The organism is Celeribacter baekdonensis (assembly GCF_003047105.1).
In the GTDB taxonomy this organism is placed as follows: Bacteria; Pseudomonadota; Alphaproteobacteria; order Rhodobacterales; family Rhodobacteraceae; genus Celeribacter; species Celeribacter baekdonensis_B.
The window spans coordinates 1,906,613-1,921,022 of sequence record NZ_CP028475.1 but is presented as its reverse complement, the minus strand read 5'-3'; the positions used below and the strand labels follow the sequence as shown (position 1 = coordinate 1,921,022).

Below are 14,410 nucleotides of genomic sequence, written 5' to 3'. Positions count from 1 at the left end.
GCGGGGTCAGCGTTGCGCTGGCCTGCCGGGCTTTTGGTGTCAGCGAGACCTGCTATCGCTACAGCCACTTCTGAGGGATGAGAACGAGCAGATCGCTGATTTGCTGACCGGTCTGACGGATGCCCGCAAGACTTGGGGTTTCGGGCTATGTTTTCTGCATTTGCGCAACGTGAAGGGGCATCCATGGAACCACAAACGGGTTTACCGGATCTACTGCGAGCTTGAACTGAACCTTCGGATCAAGCCGCGTAAACGGCTGAAGAGGGACAAGCCCGATGCGCTGGCGGTGCCAGAAGCACCGAATGTCACCTGGTCGATGGATTTTATGGCCGACCGGCTCGGCGATGGTCGTGCCTTTCGGCTGCTGAACGTCTTGGATGATTTTAACCGTGAGGGCCTCGGCATCGAGGTCGACTTTTCCTTGCCCGCCGAGCGTGTGATCCGAAGCCTTGAGCGGATCATCGAGTGGCGCGGAAAACCCGGGACCATTCGGGTCGACAATGGCCCCGAATACATCAGTGAAAAGCTGATGAAATGGGCCGAGAAACATGGGGTCACCATCCAGCATATCCAACCCGGCCAGCCTCAGCAAAACGCTTACATCGAGCGCTACAACCGCACCGTCAGGCATGAGCGGCTCGACCAATCCATCATCGAAAGCATCGAGGAGGCCCAAGATCACGCCACTCAATGGTTATGGACTTACAACAACGACCGCCCCAACATGGGCATCGGCGGCATAACACCCGCCATGAAACTGAAAATGGCCGCATAAGTTCTACGACCGCACCCCGTTAAAAATGGGGGGATTACCTGCCTGTGTTTTTGTGACAATAAACAACAGTATGGACGTTAGAAAAATTGCGCGTCTTTGTTTGGCTGGCGTGGCCTCAAAAATATAAATGTCGTTTAGACTATTTTCTGAATAAGTCAGGTTGCAAGATTAATTTGACCTGTTGTTAGGCCACGGTTTCACCGCCACTTCCTATTTCAACGGCTCACCGCTATGCCAGTACGGTGAGGAGGCCCCGCGTAGACGACTCCCCCCAAATAAAAAACGCCCACCAAACGGCGGGCGCTTCATTTCAATCACACGTCAAACATCACATCCCCGACTGCACCTCACGGCTTTCTTGAGAAATCGCATTGCCGGCTTTGGATAGGTCTTGCCCCGCGCCTTCTATGGTTTCGCAGGCGACGAGGGCCAAAAGGCTCAGTCCGATCATGAGGGTGCGTGTCATGGGTCACTCCATTTAAATGTCAGTCTCTACACATATAGAGTGATGTCGGTGGAGAGCGAACCGATGCGCAAAGTCCCGCGCAAGGGGGCGTTTGTTTCAGATCAAAGCGGTATCAAAAAAACATCTTATCGTCCGACATGCGCGATCGACTTTAACGGAGAGACCCCATGACCCGCCTTGCTGGCATTTTGTTTTCGCTGATTTCGACAACCTTGATGGGTGTCGCCATTGTCGTGGCCTTGACCATCGGCAAAGACACGTTGCAGCCGATTTTGGTCGCCGCAGCGATTGGATTTGTGGTCGCGATTCCTGTGACTTGGATCATTTCGAAAAAGATCACCGAAGAGTTTTGATCCGCGTTCACTGCGCGTCGACGGCGTCCATCCACGCCCGCAGTGCCGCCTCGAATTCGCGTGGTTTCTCGGCATGAAGCCAATGGCCCGTGCCGGGAATAGAAGCGAATTTTGCATTTGGGAACAGGGCTTTGGTGGCATCCCGGTGGTCGCGAGACACATAGGTACTCTCGCCGCCTGACAGGAAAAATGCGGAGCCGTCATAGGTGCCGGACACCTCGGGGAACCCAACGATCTTGCCCATTTCGGCCTCTAGAGTCTCCAAATTCAAAAGCCATTTTTTCTCTTTGACGACAAGGCTTTGGAGCAAAAACGCCCGCACGCCTGCGTCCAAAATATCATGCGCCAACATTTGATCTGCGTCGGATCGTTTCTCAACCTTAGAGAGGTCCAGCCCACGCATCGCATGGATCAAAGGTGTGTTGTCATGGGCGTAGGCGACGGGCGAAATATCCGCGACAGTCAAAGATTTAAGCAGTTCAGGCCGGGTCAGGGCCAGCATCATCGCCGCCTTGCCGCCCATCGAATGGCCCATCACATGACAGGGGCCATAGGTGCCCACATGCGCCTCCAAGACCTCGGCCAGATCGGCGGCCATATCCGGGTAGCTTTGGGTTGCAAATCGCGGGCTGTCGCCGTGGTTGCGCATGTCGACGGAAAGGACAAGCCGTTGATCGGAAAGGCGTTTTGCGATGACGCCCCAGTTGCGGGCGGACCCGAACAAGCCGTGGACGATCAAAAGGGGCGGGCGGTCCGTTGGGGAGCCGGTGAGAACGGTGTTGAGCATGCCCCACAGATAGCGGCTTGGCGGTCCCTGTCAAACCCCTTAAAACGAGTTTATGACGACATCCATCGCCCACAGAGCCGAAGAATTGAGCACGCTTTTGCGTGACCGTATGGGGGTGCATCTGGGCGATGGCTTTGCGGCTAAGGTCACGAAGGCGGGGCGGCGTTTGCCGCGTTGGGCGCGTCGGAAAGGGGAAGTCATCGTTGAGGCGATGGCCTTGGAAACCCATCCGAAATTGGCGCAACAGATCAACCATGCCAAGGTGAACCGGGCCTTTAAGGAGCTGCGCTATTTTCTCACGCGACAAGATCCCAAAGCCCGCGTCAAAAAACGCATTCTCGATTGGATCAGCACCGTGGCCTTTATCATTTTTGCCACGGGTTGCCTGATCCTTGGCGTTATGATGTGGCAGGGTCTGATTTAGGCTCTGGTCTAAACGGATCGGGTGAAAGTGCCTCGCGTTGGACCAAGGTGACGGTGACAAAGCTCACATAGAGCAAAAGATACCACGATCCCATTTTCGAAAAATGCACAAGCTGTCCGGGGACTTGGCCAGAGTAGAGCCAGATCTTTGTGGCGGTGCCGACGTTTTCCGCGACCCAAAGGAAAAAGGCGGAGAGCCCCCCCGCAATGGGCATCGGCATCCAATACCAACCGCCAATGCGATACCACACACGGGTGCGGGCATAGAGCAGCAGCGAGGCGGCAAAGAGGCCCAAGCGGATGTCGGGCATAAAGTGGTGCGTGAAGAAATTGAGGTAGATCGCGCAGGCAAACAGCAGCGCGGCCCAATAGGGCGGGTAGGGCGCGAACCGCATGTCAAAGAGGCGAATGGCGCGGGCCATGAAGCTACCGACGGAGGCATACATGAAACCCGAAAACAAAGGCACACCGCCGATTTTGATCAGGCCTGCGCCGGGGTAATCCCAGCTTCCCATATGGAGTTTGAAAATCTCCATGATCGTGCCGGTGAGGTGAAACAGCAGGATGACCTTGGCCTCGCCCACAGTTTCCAGTCGAAACACCAAAAACAGGATTTGCAGGCTCAACGCATAGGCGAAAAGCGCGTCATAGCGGGCGATGGGCCAGTCGTCATGCCAGAGCTTGTGGGTGAGCATCATCGCAATCAAAAGCAGACCGCCAAACAGTGCGGCCCAGCCCATTTTGACGATGAACATGATGAGTTCGCTCACGCCATGCGGCAAGCGGGCTCGCAGCCAATCGCCTAAGGCGCGCTCGATTTTGGTCGGTTGGGCCATTTGAAATCACTCACACAACAAACAGAAAGGGGCCCGGCGGGGCCCCTTTGATATCATACTTAGATTGCTCTTACAGGTTCGGATAGAGCGGGAATGTTTCGCACAGCGCTTCCACCTTAGCTTTCACCGCGGCTTCGACGTCTGCGTTGCCCTCTTCGCCATTGGCGGCGAGACCGTCGACCACTTCAACGATCCAATCCGCGATCTGGCGGAACTCAGCCTCGCCAAAGCCACGCGTGGTGCCCGCAGGTGTCCCAAGACGCACACCAGAGGTGATCATCGGCGGTTCCGGGTCAAACGGGATGCCGTTTTTGTTGCAGGTGATATGCGCGCGCTCCAAAGCGGCCTCGGTGATTTTGCCGTTCACACCTTTGGGGCGCAGATCGACCAGCAACACATGGGTGTCGGTGCCCCCGGTGACGATATCAAGGCCGCCTTTCATCAACTGATCGGCCAGCGCTTGCGCGTTCACGATCACTTGCTTGGCGTATTCTTTGAACTCGGGACGCAGCGCCTCGCCAAAGGCCACGGCTTTGGCCGCGATGACATGCATCAACGGGCCGCCCTGAATGCCTGGGAAAATCGCGGAGTTCACTTTTTTGGCGATCTCGACATCGTTGGTCAGGATCATGCCACCGCGCGGACCGCGCAGGGTTTTGTGGGTCGTGGTGGTCGCGACATCGGCATAGGGGAAGGGCGAGGGGTGCTGACCACCCGCCACGAGACCGGCGAAATGCGCCATGTCGACCATCAGATAGGCACCAACAGAATCAGCGATCTCACGCATTTTCTTGAAATCGACCTGACGCGGAATGGCGGAGCCACCAGCGATGATCATCTTGGGTTTGTGTTCGTTGGCCAGTTCCTGCACCTGATCATAGTCGATGCGCTGGTCCTGTTTGCGGACCCCGTATTGGATGGCGTTGAACCATTTGCCGGATTGGTTCGGCTTGGCCCCGTGGGTCAGGTGACCACCGGCGTCCAAGGACATGCCAAGGATGGTGTCGCCCGGTTCAAGCAGCGCCGTGAACACACCCTGGTTGGCTTGGGAGCCAGAATTTGGCTGTACGTTCACATACTTAACGTCGAACAACTGTTTCGCGCGATCCCGCGCGAGGTTTTCGGCGATGTCCACATATTGGCACCCGCCATAGTAGCGACGGCCCGGATAGCCTTCGGCATATTTGTTGGTCAGGACCGAGCCTTGGGCCTCCATCACCGCCGCGGAGACGATGTTTTCAGAGGCGATCAATTCGATCTCATGGCGCTGACGGCCAAGCTCTTGGGTGATTGAACCAAACAGTTCGGGGTCACGGGTGGACAGGGGTTCGGTAAAGAAACCGGAATCGCGGACATTGGACGTCATGCACATGCTCCTTGGCAGCGTGGGAGTGTCGCGGGCTTCTTAGCCATTCTGTTACATTTGGAAAACCCTCATCCGTTGCATAATGATGATGAAATGAGCGATCTGGGCGATCAGAGAGGGCAGGGGTTTCCGATCCGCGCCACGCGTCTCGGGATCGGGGCGTTTGGTCGCGTGCCGTCTGGCGAGGGACGTCGTGCGAAAAAGCGTGAATTCCGACTAAGGCTTTGGTAACCAAGGGCACGGGCCACGCCGGTTCGCCCTCTTCGCCAGACAAAGAGAAGTCCCACAGATGGTCAAAATTGCCTTTGCGGCCAGCGATGCCCAAATCGCGCAGCGTGCTCTTGAGCGGTTGCAGGCGCGTTATGCCTCCGTTCCGTTGGAGGAGGCGGATGTGATTGTGGCACTTGGCGGTGACGGGTTCATGCTCCAGACCCTGCATGGAACGATGCATCTCAACATCCCGGTTTACGGCATGAATTGCGGCACGGTCGGGTTTTTGATGAACGAGTTCCAAGATGACTCTCTGGTTGAGCGCTTGTTGGCCGCCGAGGAAGAGGTGATCAATCCGCTCTCCATGGTCGCGGCCGACGCCGATGGGGTCGAGCACAAAGCCCTTGCGATCAACGAGGTTTCATTGCTGCGTGCCGGGCCGCAGGCGGCCAAGCTGCGGGTGTCGGTGGACGGCAAGGTGCGGATGGACGAACTGGTCTGTGACGGTGTGCTTGTCTCGACGCCTGCCGGGTCGACCGCCTATAACTATTCCGCACGCGGGCCGATTTTGCCGATTGGATCGGATGTTTTGGCGCTGACTGCGATGGCGGCATTTCGCCCCCGTCGCTGGCGCGGGGCCTTGTTGCCCAAAAGCGCAAAGGTCCGCTTTGACGTGTTGGAGCCGCAAAAGCGCCCGGTTATGGCCGATGCCGACAGCCGCCATTCCGCCAATGTGGTCTGGGTCGAAATTGCCTCAGAACCAAACGTGCGCCATCGGATTCAGTTTGATCCGGGACACGGATTGGAAGAACGGCTTTTGCGCGAACAATTCGTGTAAATGCGGCGCTCATTCTAAAATTTGCGTCCCCCGCGCACTGGCCGCCCCCAGCCTTCCAACTTTCGGTACAGCGTGGACGGCGATACGCCAAGCGAACGAGCCGCCGTAGGGATGGACCCTCCTGCATGCGAAATTGCGGCCTCAACGGCGTTGCGTTCGATTTCAGCCAAGGTTTTCCCGGCAAAGGGGTTTTCGGGGGCCTGCGATGTGCCGCCAAGATGGGACGGTTTTTGCGACCGTTGTGCCCCACGTAAATAGGGCGGTAGGTCAGTCACATTGACCACCGGGCCGTCATGCAACACGATGGCATTCCACAAGACGTTCATCAGTTCGCGGATATTTCCCGGCCATGCATGATCCAAAAAGATGGCTTTGACCTCGGTTGAAAGGGTTCGAAACTCCCGCCCCTCACGGGCACAGAGCCGATCCAGCTCGGTCTCGGCAATTTCCACCACATCGAGCCCACGGGCGCGCAAAGGCGGTAGGTGGATTGGCACCACATTCAGCCGATAAAACAGATCGGCCCGAAAGCGCCCGGATTGCACCTCGGCGCGCGGATCGACCGTGCTGGTGCAAATCAAGCGAAACTCGGCGGGTCGGCCGGCGGTTGCACCGATGGGGGTGATCATACCACTTTGCAACATGTTCAAAAGCCGCGCTTGCATGGGCAAAGACAGGGTGCAAATTTCATCCAACAACAACGTGCCACCATAGGCCAGTTCTGCCGCACCTATCTTTTCCGGGATCTCGCGCGTGCCGATTTGGCCTAACAATTCGGCTTCGATCGTGTCCGGGGCTGCGGTGGAGCAATCCAGTTTGACGAAAGCGCCGTCTTGAAACCCTGACTGGTTGTGGATGGCGGCGGCGGCTTTGACTTTGCCGGTGCCGTTTTCACCGGTTATGAACACGCTGGCCGCTGATCCGGCCACGGCACGAATTGTGCTATAAATATCCTGCATCAAACTCGAAGAGCCTACGTGGCCTTCTGCTTCCACATCATCGACGGGATAGGGTTGCACGTATTGTCCAATACTGCGTCCTGCCAGTGTATTGGCGATCGTGGCTTTAAGTTGATCGGGTTCAATGGGTTTGACAAGAAAATCCTCTGCTCCGTTGCGCATGGCCGAGACGGCGCGGTCGACAGAGGCAAAGGCGGTGATCGCAATCAGTTTGATCGTCGGATCGCGGTCTTTCAGGAGTTTGATCAACGCGATCCCGTCGCCATCTGGCAACACCAGATCCACCAGCGCAATCCCTGGCAATGTGATGTCGATCAAGGCGAGAGCTTCGGCTTGGCTGCGTGCGGGAAGGACGGTGTAGCCTGCGGCCTCAAGTGTTGCGGTAAATAGGGTCAGATGTGTGTCGACATCATCAACGATCAAAATTGGTTTTTGGGACATTGGTGTCCGTCTCGCTATGTGTGAGTAGGTGAATGGATTTTTGAATATCTGTGACAGTTTGGCGGAGCGTCTCCAGAATCGCAATGATTTCTGCACGCGACATCACATCCGCTTGTTCTGACACATGGCGGGCCAGATTTTGGGCCTTGGTGCGATGGGCGGTTGCAAAGAGACCAGACAGGGAATGTGTTGCCAGTCGCAGGGTGTTTTTGGCGTCCTGTGATGGGATGCTCTTGGCCGCAGATATGCCGAGGCCAAGGTAGCGAGTGAGATCGGCCGAGAGCCGGGTGAGGACGTCTTCGGCGACGGCCTTGGGGAGGCGCGCGGTCAGATCATGTAGGCCGAGAGGCGCATTCGTCGTTTGATATGCGGGAGGGGCGGGCTCTTGGTCTGTGACGGGCAAGGGCAGGCCGAGCGCACGACAGGTGACGTGAAGGATGGCCGTTTTTGACGGAAAGGGTTTTGATAGAATGTCATGGACGCCGGTTGCCCGGATAGCCTGCATATTTAGGTCGAACACATGCGAGGTCACGGCGATGACCGGCGGGGGCGTTACTCCGCGCTTTCTCAGAGCTGCAATAACCTGTGGGCCGGACACAAGCGGCAATTCGATGTCGAGGAAGACAAGGTCGATTGTCGTGCCCGGGTCGGAGAGGATATCGAGGGCCTCAGCGCCGTCTGTGGCATCAACCACCGTCAGGCCGAGGGTTTCAAGGTTGTGGTGCATGGTCAGCCGCAGGGTGTCGCTGTCTTCGACCAAAAGCGCGGTGTAGGAGCGCAGCATAGGGTAAAGCGGCTTTTGTGGAGGAGGGGCCGTTTCTGACCATTGATCGGCCCAATGATCCAGCCCTTGATCCGCATGTATCGGCAAAATCAAACAGGCTTCCGCTCCTGCCTCAGGCAGATTGCGAAGCGTCAAGCGTCCACCCAGTCGGCGCGCCGCATCACAGGCCACATATAGCCCATAACCGGAGCCGGGTTCGCCAGACCCGATCGGAATGGGGGGGCGACCTTCGTGGCTGGTGAAGACATGCGGTGGAAAGCCTGGGCCTGTGTCGCAAATCCGCACAATGATATTAGTGCCGTTCTCTGTGGCCTGTCGCGATACTTTTAGAGAAATCTGCCCCGGCCCGGCATGGTGCAGCGCGTTGGACACAAGGTTGGACAGGACGCGTTCGAGCGACAGCATATCCAAATCGGCGCGCGTGGGCATGGTCTCCAGCCCCTCAAGGTGGAGTGAGCTGCCAAACCGTGTGGTGATCCGTTGCCATCTCAGCGCAAGTTTTGTCAGGATGTCGCGCGGGTTGACCATGAGGCGCGTGGCGGGACGTTGTTTGTGATCGTGAAACATAAGGCTTGCCACCTCATCAAGCAGACGCCCCAAATGCGCCCCCGTGGCAACCAGTTGCTGGACGTCGCCTGTGAGATGTGGGGGCAGCTCGATGTGATCGAGCGTGGAGAGCCCGCTTTGTAATTCGGCAAAGGTCGACCGAATGTCATGTGACAAGAGAGAAATACGACCGGCGTCTTCGATCAATAGGTTTTGGCTTTTTTGGCCGCGCTCAGTCACACTCACCCCCAGTTGAACTCATACGATACAGACTTATGACACAGAAAACGCGACCCGATGGAGGCCGCGTTTCTGCGTGTCTTATCCGTCGATTAGTAATTTGTTAACCAACGGATGGGATTGGGACAGCTCTTTTTGCTTAAAATTTACCCTTTTGCGTATCCAAGGCCCTGAAGTGCCACTTTGATCTCGTCCAAAATGGCCGGATCGTCGATGGTCGCAGGCATTTTAAAGGGTTGGTTGTCGGCAATCTTGACCATCGTCCCGCGCAGAATCTTGCCTGACCGAGTTTTGGGCAGACGATCAACCACACAGGCCAATTTGAATGCGGCCACTGGGCCAATGTCATTGCGCACTGCCGTGACAACTTCTTTGACGATGGTGGCGTGATCCTTGGTGCAGCCTGAGTTCAGGCACAAAAAGCCCAGCGGTGACTGGCCTTTGAGCTGATCCGCCACCCCGATGACGGCACATTCCGCGACATCGGGGTGATTGGACAGGACTTCTTCCATTGCGCCGGTCGAGAGGCGGTGCCCGGCGACGTTGATCACGTCATCGGTGCGGGCCATAATGTAGACATAGCCGTCTGCGTCCTTGATCCCGGCATCGCCCGTTTCGTAATAGCCCGGGAAAGTGGTGAGATAGGACTTTTTATAGCGCTCTTCGGCATTCCACAGGGTTTGCAAAGTCCCCGGGGGGAGCGGGAGTTTGATCGCGATGGCACCAAGTTCGCCATCTTTGACCGGATGTCCGGCTTCGTCGAGAATCTCGATCTCATAACCCGGCATGGCCACAGAAGGTGAGCCGATCTTAACCGGAAGCTCTTCGATCCCAAGCGGGTTTGCGGCAATTGCCCAGCCGGTTTCGGTTTGCCACCAGTGGTCAATCACTGGCACGCCGAATTTCTCTTGCGCCCATTTGATTGTGTCCGGGTCGGCGCGTTCGCCGGCCAGAAAGATCGCCTGAAGATCATGCAGCTTGTAACGCTTGATCCAGTCGCCATTCGGGTCTTCGCGTTTGATTGCGCGCAAGGCGGTGGGTGCGGTGAAAAAACTTTTTACCCGCTGGTTTTGAATGATCCGCCAGAATACGCCCGCATGCGGGGTGCCGATGGGTTTGCCTTCAAACACAATGGTTTGCGCGCCTTTGATCAGCGGGCCGTAGCAAATATAGCTGTGGCCGACGACCCAACCCACGTCAGAGGCGGCCCAAAAGCGGTCGCCCACGTCGATGTTGTAGATGTTTTTCATCGTCCAGTTGAGCGCCACAAGATGCCCACCTGTGGCGCGGACAACGCCTTTGGGCTGACCCGTGGTGCCCGACGTATAGAGGATATAGGCCGGGTGGTTGCCCTCAACCGGGACGCAGTCGGCGGGTTTGACGCCGTATTGGAAGCCGTGCCACGAGAAATCGCGACCCTCGTTCAGTTTGGCCACCTCTTGTTCGCGCTGGAAGATCACGCAGAACTCCGGTTTGTGTTCAGCCATATCAATGGCTTTGTCCAAAAGCGGCTTGTAATGGACCACTCGGTTCGGCTCCAAACCACAAGAGGCGGCAATGATCGCTTTGGGTGTACAGTCGTCAATCCGCACCGCCAATTCATGCGCGGCAAAGCCGCCGAACACCACGGAATGCACCGCGCCAATGCGGGCACAGGCCAACATCGCCTCAAGCGCTTCGGGGATCATCGGCATGTAAATGATGACGCGATCCCCCTTTTCCACGCCGCGCATTTTCAGCGCACCGGCAAGCGAGGACACGCGCGCCTGAAGCTCTTTGTAGGTGATGCCCTTGGTGGCGTGGGTGATCGGGCTTTCGTGCATGATCGCGATTTCATCGCCGCGACCGGCGTCCACATGGCGGTCCACTGCGTTGTAACAGGTGTTGGTCAACCCGTCCGAGAACCATTCGTAAATCGGCGCGGTCTCATCGAAGAGGGCTTTGGATGGCTTCTTGTACCAATGAACCTCTTCGGCTGCCTGCATCCAAAAGGCCTCAGGGTCTGCTTTCCAGCCATCATAAATATCTTTGTATGCCACTTTGCGTCCTCCTCGCTGACATGGTGTGAATGGCGCTGTGTGCGATTCCTTGCAAGGCAGGTCTGCTGCGATGGAATGTCACTGGCACCATGCACGAGGGCAATGCCCGTTTCGGGCAGATGGGCAATGCCCGCTCCGCTGCCGTTGTTATCAGACCCTGTTGAAAAAGTTTACATAAATTTCGCAAACTACTACAGAAAAGTAGTTTGCAAACTCTCGATTTGGCTACGCTTGTTGCAAATAAAAACCGCCCCGAGCATATCGGAGCGGTTTGCAAAACTGGTGCTGATTGTGTGACGTGTCGTTTGCGGTGCGTTATCCGTAATGCGCCACCGGCGTGCCAGCCATGGCGGACATGTTCAAAAGGCCGCGCGGGGTGATCGAGGGGGTCACAATATGGGCGCGGTTGGCCATGCCCATCAGGATCGGACCCACTTCCAACCCGCCGCCCTTGGTTTTCAAAATGTTACGTACGCCAGAGGCCGCATCGGCAATCGCAAAGATCAATGCATTGGCCGGGCCTTCAAGGCGTGAGTGCGGGAAATTACGGGCGCGCAGGTCCGGGGTCAGGGCGCTGTCGATGTGCATTTCGCCCTCATAGATAAAATCACGCGGTTCACTGTCGAGAATTTCAAGTGCCTCGCGCATGTGTCGCCCGGTCGTGCATTGCAGGTTGCCAAATTCCGAATGCGAACACAGCGCGATGTTCGGTTCAATCCCAAAGCGGCGGACGTGGCGCGCGGTGGCGATGACCGTTTTGGCGATTTGCTCCGGTGTCGGCTCCGTGTGGACATGGGTGTCGGCGATGAACAGCGGCCCGTCTTCGAGGATCATCAAAGAGAGCGCGCCGACAGGTTGGTGCTCCTTGGTGCCAAGAATCTGTGTGATGTAGTTGAGGTGCCACAGGTATTGACCAAATGTGCCGCAGATCATGCTGTCTGCGTGGTCCTGATGCACCATAATGGCCCCAATCGCCGTGGTGTTGGTGCGCATGATCGCCTTGGCCAGATCGGGAGTCACGCCTTGGCGTTCCATCAACTTGTGATAGGCCTGCCAGTATTGTTTGTAGCGGCTGTCATTTTCCGGGTTCACGATCTCGAAATCCACGCCGGGGCGGATTTTCAGACCGGCCCGCTCGGCGCGCACGGCGATCACTTCGGGGCGACCGATCAGGATCGGCTTGTCGGTGGTCTCTTCGATCATCGCTTGGGCGGCGCGCAACACGCGGTCATCTTCGCCCTCGGCAAAGGCGATGCGGCGTTCGGCCTGCGACGCTGCGGCAAAGACCGGCCGCATGATCAGGGCGGATTTGAACACCGAATGATCCAGCGCGTCTTTATAGACCTTCATGTCCGGCACTGGCTTGGTCGCCACGCCGCTTTCCATCGCGGCCTTGGCCACGGCGGAGGCGACAACACCCATCAGGCGCGGGTCGAACGGTTTTGGGATCAAATATTCCGGGCCAAATTCCATCCGCTCGTCTTGGTAGGCGGCAGCGGCTTCGGCGCTTGTTGTGGCGCGGGCCAGCGCTGCGATGCCTTCGATACAGGCGATTTGCATCTCGTCGTTGATCTCGGTCGCCGCCACATCAAGCGCGCCGCGGAAGATGAACGGGAAACACAGCACGTTGTTGACTTGGTTGGGATAATCCGAGCGCCCGGTGGCGATGATCGCGTCGGGCGCGACCTTTTTGACCTCGTCCGGGTGGATTTCCGGGGTCGGGTTGGCCAGCGCAAACACAATCGGCTGACGTGCCATTTTGGCGACCATTTCGGGCTTCAACACGCCGGGACCGGAGAGACCAAGGAACAGGTCCGCGCCGTCGATCACATCATCGAGCGTGCGCAGATCGGTCTTTTGCGCAAAAGCGGCCTTTTGCGGCGTCATCTCTTCGGTCCGGCCCTCATAGACAAGGCCTGCAATGTCGCAGAGCCATACGTTTTCACGCTTAAGCCCAAGTTTCAAAAGCATATTCAGACAGGCAATCCCGGCCGCCCCACCGCCGGTTGAAACCACTTTGATGTCTTCGAATTTTTTGCCAGTGACCCGCAACGCATTGGTCGCAGCCGCGCCGACGACAATGGCTGTGCCATGTTGGTCATCGTGAAACACCGGGATGTTCATCTTCTCACGGCACAGTTGTTCAACGATAAAGCAATCCGGCGCTTTGATGTCTTCGAGGTTGATCGCCCCAAAGGTCGGCTCCAAGGCGCAGACGATTTCTGCCAGTTTCACCGGGTCAGATTCATCCAGCTCAATGTCGAAACAGTCGATGTTGGCGAATTTTTTGAACAGGACCGCCTTGCCTTCCATCACCGGCTTTGCAGCGGCGGGGCCGATATTGCCAAGGCCGAGAACGGCGGTGCCATTGGTGACCACGGCGACAAGATTGCCGCGCGAGGTGTAGCGCGAGGATGTGGTGGGGTCGGCCTTGATTTCCAAGCAGGCTTCGGCCACGCCGGGGCTATAGGCGCGTGCCAGGTCGCGGCCATTGGCCATCGGCTTGGTCGCTCGGATTTCCAATTTCCCCGGCTTTGGGAACTCGTGATAGTCCAAAGCCGCCTGTCTTAGGCTGGTATTGCGGCTCTCCGTGCGGCTGTCCGAGGTCATTGGCATTTCCCTTCCTGCGTCTTTATCGTCTGGTTCGGCGTTTTGGGTTTTGATTTAGTTTAGTGCTAAACTAAATATTGCGACCCTACGTCATGTCGTGCTGTTGCTCAGCGTCTACGCCCGGCGCAGGGCTTCACGCAAGAGGTGTTTGAGCGCCTAAGTGCAAAGATTGGTGACGTTAGCGCAAACATGACGCTCCTTGCGGCGCTTTTCCGCAGACCGAGGGCAAATTGCATGATCCGCGTCTGCATCCGCCGCATCCCACTTGCATCTTAGCACGCGCCCGCGCAATCTTGACCAAGCTTTAAAAAATGTCACCAAATATCGCCAAATAAGGTCCCGTTTTGCAATGACCCTGCTCGAAGATGCCACCAAAATCCGCGAAATGGCCTATGCGCCTTATTCCAACTTTAAAGTCGGCGCGGCGATCCGCACGCCATCGGGCGCGGTGTTCACCGGCGTGAATGTCGAAAACGCTGCGTATCCTGAGGGCACCTGTGCCGAAGCCGGAGCCATCGCCGCGATGATCGCGGGCGGCGACACTGTGATCACAGAGGTCGCCGTGATCGGCTCAAGCCAAGAGCCCACGCCGCCCTGCGGTGGCTGTCGTCAAAAGCTGCGTGAATTTGCCGATCCGTCGGTCAAGGTCACCATGGGGTCGATGTCCGGCAAAGTGTTGACCATGACCGTCGAGCAACTTTTGCCCGGTGCGTTTACCCCCGATTATATGGAATGAG

13 protein-coding genes and 1 pseudogene are annotated in these 14,410 nt (G+C 57.2%); 6 read left to right on the top strand and 8 right to left on the bottom strand.

All coding sequences use genetic code 11. From position 1 onward, the window contains the following. Positions 1-2: 2 nt before the first annotated feature. Positions 3-775, top strand: a pseudogene (locus DA792_RS12975) (IS3 family transposase); the annotation flags it as partial. A gap of 328 nt (positions 776-1,103) precedes the next feature. Here the strand turns inward: DA792_RS12975 and DA792_RS12970 are convergent. Continuing rightward, complete coding sequence (locus DA792_RS12970; RefSeq protein WP_107720302.1) at positions 1,104-1,241, bottom strand: entericidin A/B family lipoprotein; 138 nt, start codon at positions 1,239-1,241, stop codon at positions 1,104-1,106. A gap of 167 nt (positions 1,242-1,408) precedes the next feature. Between DA792_RS12970 and DA792_RS12965 the strand changes: the two genes are divergently transcribed. Continuing rightward, the gene (locus DA792_RS12965) at positions 1,409-1,594 is read left to right on the top strand and encodes a CTP synthetase (RefSeq protein WP_107720301.1); all 186 of its coding nucleotides are present in this window, start codon (positions 1,409-1,411) and stop codon (positions 1,592-1,594) included. 7 nt (positions 1,595-1,601) lie between these two features. On the opposite strand, the gene DA792_RS12960 is transcribed toward DA792_RS12965, so the two are convergent. Beyond that, the gene (locus DA792_RS12960) at positions 1,602-2,381 is read right to left on the bottom strand and encodes an alpha/beta fold hydrolase (protein WP_107720300.1); all 780 of its coding nucleotides are present in this window, start codon (positions 2,379-2,381) and stop codon (positions 1,602-1,604) included. Between the two features lie 52 nt (positions 2,382-2,433). Between DA792_RS12960 and DA792_RS12955 the strand changes: the two genes are divergently transcribed. Further along, a complete protein-coding gene (locus tag DA792_RS12955; protein WP_107720299.1) occupies positions 2,434-2,805 on the top strand; it encodes a hypothetical protein in 372 nt (123 codons plus the stop codon). Here the strand turns inward: DA792_RS12955 and DA792_RS12950 are convergent. Next, positions 2,780-3,640 carry a DUF817 domain-containing protein gene (locus tag DA792_RS12950; protein ID WP_107720298.1) on the bottom strand — a complete coding sequence of 287 codons (861 nt, stop codon included), beginning with the start codon at positions 3,638-3,640 and terminating at the stop codon, positions 2,780-2,782. The genes DA792_RS12955 and DA792_RS12950 overlap by 26 nt on opposite strands. Positions 3,641-3,710: 70 nt before the next feature. Then, positions 3,711-5,006: a serine hydroxymethyltransferase gene (gene glyA / locus DA792_RS12945; protein ID WP_107720297.1), complete on the bottom strand. Its 1,296-nt coding sequence runs from the start codon at positions 5,004-5,006 to the stop codon at positions 3,711-3,713. Positions 5,007-5,099: 93 nt separating this feature from the next. On the opposite strand from glyA, the gene DA792_RS22260 reads away from it, so the two are divergent. Together DA792_RS22260 and DA792_RS12940 are read left to right on the top strand one after the other, a co-directional pair. Next, entirely contained in the window at positions 5,100-5,237 is a 138-nt protein-coding gene (locus DA792_RS22260; RefSeq protein ID WP_159075266.1) for a hypothetical protein, read from the top strand. Positions 5,238-5,295: 58 nt separating this feature from the next. Continuing rightward, on the top strand, positions 5,296-6,054 hold the full coding sequence (locus tag DA792_RS12940) for an NAD kinase (RefSeq protein WP_107720296.1): 759 nt from the start codon (positions 5,296-5,298) through the stop codon (positions 6,052-6,054). Between the two features lie 14 nt (positions 6,055-6,068). On the opposite strand, the gene DA792_RS12935 is transcribed toward DA792_RS12940, so the two are convergent. The 4 genes from DA792_RS12935 to DA792_RS12920 form a co-directional block, all read right to left on the bottom strand. Next, the gene (locus DA792_RS12935; RefSeq protein WP_107720295.1) at positions 6,069-7,454 is read right to left on the bottom strand and encodes a sigma-54-dependent transcriptional regulator; all 1,386 of its coding nucleotides are present in this window, start codon (positions 7,452-7,454) and stop codon (positions 6,069-6,071) included. Then, positions 7,426-9,024 carry a hybrid sensor histidine kinase/response regulator gene (locus DA792_RS12930; protein ID WP_159075265.1) on the bottom strand — a complete coding sequence of 533 codons (1,599 nt, stop codon included), beginning with the start codon at positions 9,022-9,024 and terminating at the stop codon, positions 7,426-7,428. Before DA792_RS12930 ends, DA792_RS12935 begins: the two co-directional genes overlap by 29 nt. A 146-nt stretch (positions 9,025-9,170) precedes the next feature. Further along, on the bottom strand, positions 9,171-11,063 hold the full coding sequence (locus DA792_RS12925; protein ID WP_107720293.1) for an AMP-binding protein: 1,893 nt from the start codon (positions 11,061-11,063) through the stop codon (positions 9,171-9,173). Positions 11,064-11,378: 315 nt separating this feature from the next. After that, a complete protein-coding gene (locus DA792_RS12920) occupies positions 11,379-13,673 on the bottom strand; it encodes an NADP-dependent malic enzyme (protein ID WP_107720292.1) in 2,295 nt (764 codons plus the stop codon). Positions 13,674-13,938: 265 nt separating this feature from the next. On the opposite strand from DA792_RS12920, the gene cdd reads away from it, so the two are divergent. After that, the gene (gene cdd / locus DA792_RS12915; protein ID WP_302665414.1) at positions 13,939-14,409 is read left to right on the top strand and encodes a cytidine deaminase; all 471 of its coding nucleotides are present in this window, start codon (positions 13,939-13,941) and stop codon (positions 14,407-14,409) included. Position 14,410: the final 1 nt, after the last annotated feature.

What these genes read in the sequence shown, in the direction of transcription:
- DA792_RS12920 (WP_107720292.1), bottom strand. Translation starts at nt 13,673, where the DNA reads ATGACCTCGGACAGCCGCACGGAGAGCCGCAATACCAGCCTAAGACAG.
- DA792_RS12935 (WP_107720295.1), bottom strand. Translation starts at nt 7,454, where the DNA reads ATGTCCCAAAAACCAATTTTGATCGTTGATGATGTCGACACACATCTG.
- DA792_RS12965 (WP_107720301.1), top strand. Translation starts at nt 1,409, where the DNA reads ATGACCCGCCTTGCTGGCATTTTGTTTTCGCTGATTTCGACAACCTTG.
- DA792_RS12960 (WP_107720300.1), bottom strand. Translation starts at nt 2,381, where the DNA reads ATGCTCAACACCGTTCTCACCGGCTCCCCAACGGACCGCCCGCCCCTT.
- DA792_RS12940 (WP_107720296.1), top strand. Translation starts at nt 5,296, where the DNA reads ATGGTCAAAATTGCCTTTGCGGCCAGCGATGCCCAAATCGCGCAGCGT.
- DA792_RS12950 (WP_107720298.1), bottom strand. Translation starts at nt 3,640, where the DNA reads ATGGCCCAACCGACCAAAATCGAGCGCGCCTTAGGCGATTGGCTGCGA.
- glyA (WP_107720297.1), bottom strand. Translation starts at nt 5,006, where the DNA reads ATGACGTCCAATGTCCGCGATTCCGGTTTCTTTACCGAACCCCTGTCC.
- DA792_RS12955 (WP_107720299.1), top strand. Translation starts at nt 2,434, where the DNA reads ATGACGACATCCATCGCCCACAGAGCCGAAGAATTGAGCACGCTTTTG.
- DA792_RS12970 (WP_107720302.1), bottom strand. Translation starts at nt 1,241, where the DNA reads ATGACACGCACCCTCATGATCGGACTGAGCCTTTTGGCCCTCGTCGCC.
- DA792_RS22260 (WP_159075266.1), top strand. Translation starts at nt 5,100, where the DNA reads ATGAGCGATCTGGGCGATCAGAGAGGGCAGGGGTTTCCGATCCGCGCC.